The sequence below is a fragment of the Hoylesella timonensis 4401737 = DSM 22865 = JCM 15640 genome (assembly GCF_000455445.1).
In the GTDB taxonomy this organism is placed as follows: domain Bacteria; phylum Bacteroidota; class Bacteroidia; order Bacteroidales; family Bacteroidaceae; genus Prevotella; species Prevotella timonensis.
Genome location: NZ_HG417109.1, coordinates 8,881 through 10,369 on the forward strand (window position 1 = coordinate 8,881; position 1,489 = coordinate 10,369).

A 1,489-nucleotide genomic window follows, 5' to 3' on the forward strand; every position below is an offset into this window, starting at 1 on the left:
CCGAAAATAGTACTCGCCATATATTTTTTTTCTTCATAATACCATTTTCTTGACGGTGCCGATATTGAAACTTAAAATACAACATAATTACATAAAAGTTAAACGTAATAATTTAGCGACGATGTCCCGTGTAGCCACGGTGCAGACCGATGGAGTTGAGTGTCACCGTCTGTTTGCCCCACGCATCGTAGGAGGCATCGAAGGCCTTTGTGCCGTTATCATCCATAACGTAGAGGATGCTGCCTAAATTGTCCGTGAAGGCAAGATAATTCTTCACCGTGCTGTTCTCCCTGATGGCGATGGTGTTGCCGTCGAGGTAGTAGAACTCGCGCGTTCTTCCATTCTCCGTAATCTTTTCGTATTCCCCAGCATAGATTGTGGTTCTGACATCCGTACCGTTCTTTAACAATTCAGAATACCATCTTTCCTGGTCTGGGCTATAGACAAAGTCCATCCTTAAATTCTTGCCTACATCTTCTATCAATTCAATTTTTCCAAAGTCATTGAAGGAAGTATTCAGCGCGTCGTACGGTATCTGTCCGTCAGCATTCTCCTCCTTCCATCACAGCATGAGGACGGGCATGCTCATCGTAAGAGAAGTTGCCCACCCCCGTCTTGAAAAGGATGTTGCCGTTGGGAGCATAATCTATCCTCATGGTTTCCGTTGTCCCACTTTTCACGGAAACAAGCCTGTCGAGATTGTCGTAGCCGAAGGATTCCTGTGGACTGTTGTTTCTCTTGCGTGACAACAGATTATCGGAGCCCCATCATAGGTCTCGTCAAAGGTCTTCAGGACGCTACCTTTTATCATTTACACGTATGTATTGGGTTGTACCTTCTTCATTCTTCATAAAGAGCGTATCTTGGACTATATTATACTTGCTCTTTTGAATTATCCCATCAAAATACCAAATAATCGTATCTTTATTTATAGAATATTTGATAGGAGAAGTTCCTTCTTCGTCTACGAAATAGATGGAGTCACTCGTTATTTTTAACCATGTAACTCCCTCTAAACTCCAATAACCATATAATGATTTTGGGGGCATGCAGTTGTGTCTTGTCACATTAGCCAAACAGCTTGTTAATGTAACAAAAAAAACAAAAGAAATAATATTTTTTTTCATACATATAAGTTTTAATGTTGTGGAATCTCAACATGAAAGACAGGGTCCTTATAGGGTGTCCATGGATCTAGCACTCTGGATATTTTGCTATTATTCAGAAGTGCACGATGAAAGGCTGCTTTATTGGACACACTACTAGGAGCTATATCTATAACATTAAGTTGCCTAAAATCTGCACAATGTTTTGACACTTTACTGGGTCCTTGTCTATAAACCTCTTTTAACATTTCCTGTTTGTCAGGATATCGACTTTCTACTGCACGACCTGCAGGAGCATAATTACATGTTTTCTTATTTTTTTAATTATTATACATCGCATTTACTTGCTCTTCAGGTGTTCTTGCTGTGCTTGATATTGTCAC

Annotated in this window: 3 protein-coding genes; all 3 read right to left on the reverse strand. The window is 40.2% G+C overall.

Going from position 1 to position 1,489, the window contains the following annotated elements; genetic code table 11:
• Positions 1-112: 112 nt before the first annotated feature.
• The 3 genes from BN35_RS12605 to BN35_RS12610 are packed head-to-tail and all read right to left on the reverse strand — an operon-like array spanning position 113 to position 1,127.
• Positions 113-484 (reverse strand): hypothetical protein, encoded by a 372-nt coding sequence (locus BN35_RS12605; RefSeq protein ID WP_234396818.1) that lies wholly within the window; start codon positions 482-484, stop codon positions 113-115.
• A gap of 58 nt (positions 485-542) precedes the next feature.
• Positions 543-749 carry a hypothetical protein gene (locus BN35_RS14275; protein WP_234396819.1) on the reverse strand — a complete coding sequence of 69 codons (207 nt, stop codon included), beginning with the start codon at positions 747-749 and terminating at the stop codon, positions 543-545.
• A gap of 48 nt (positions 750-797) precedes the next feature.
• A complete protein-coding gene (locus tag BN35_RS12610) occupies positions 798-1,127 on the reverse strand; it encodes a hypothetical protein (protein WP_025073220.1) in 330 nt (109 codons plus the stop codon).
• Positions 1,128-1,489 lie beyond the last annotated feature (362 nt).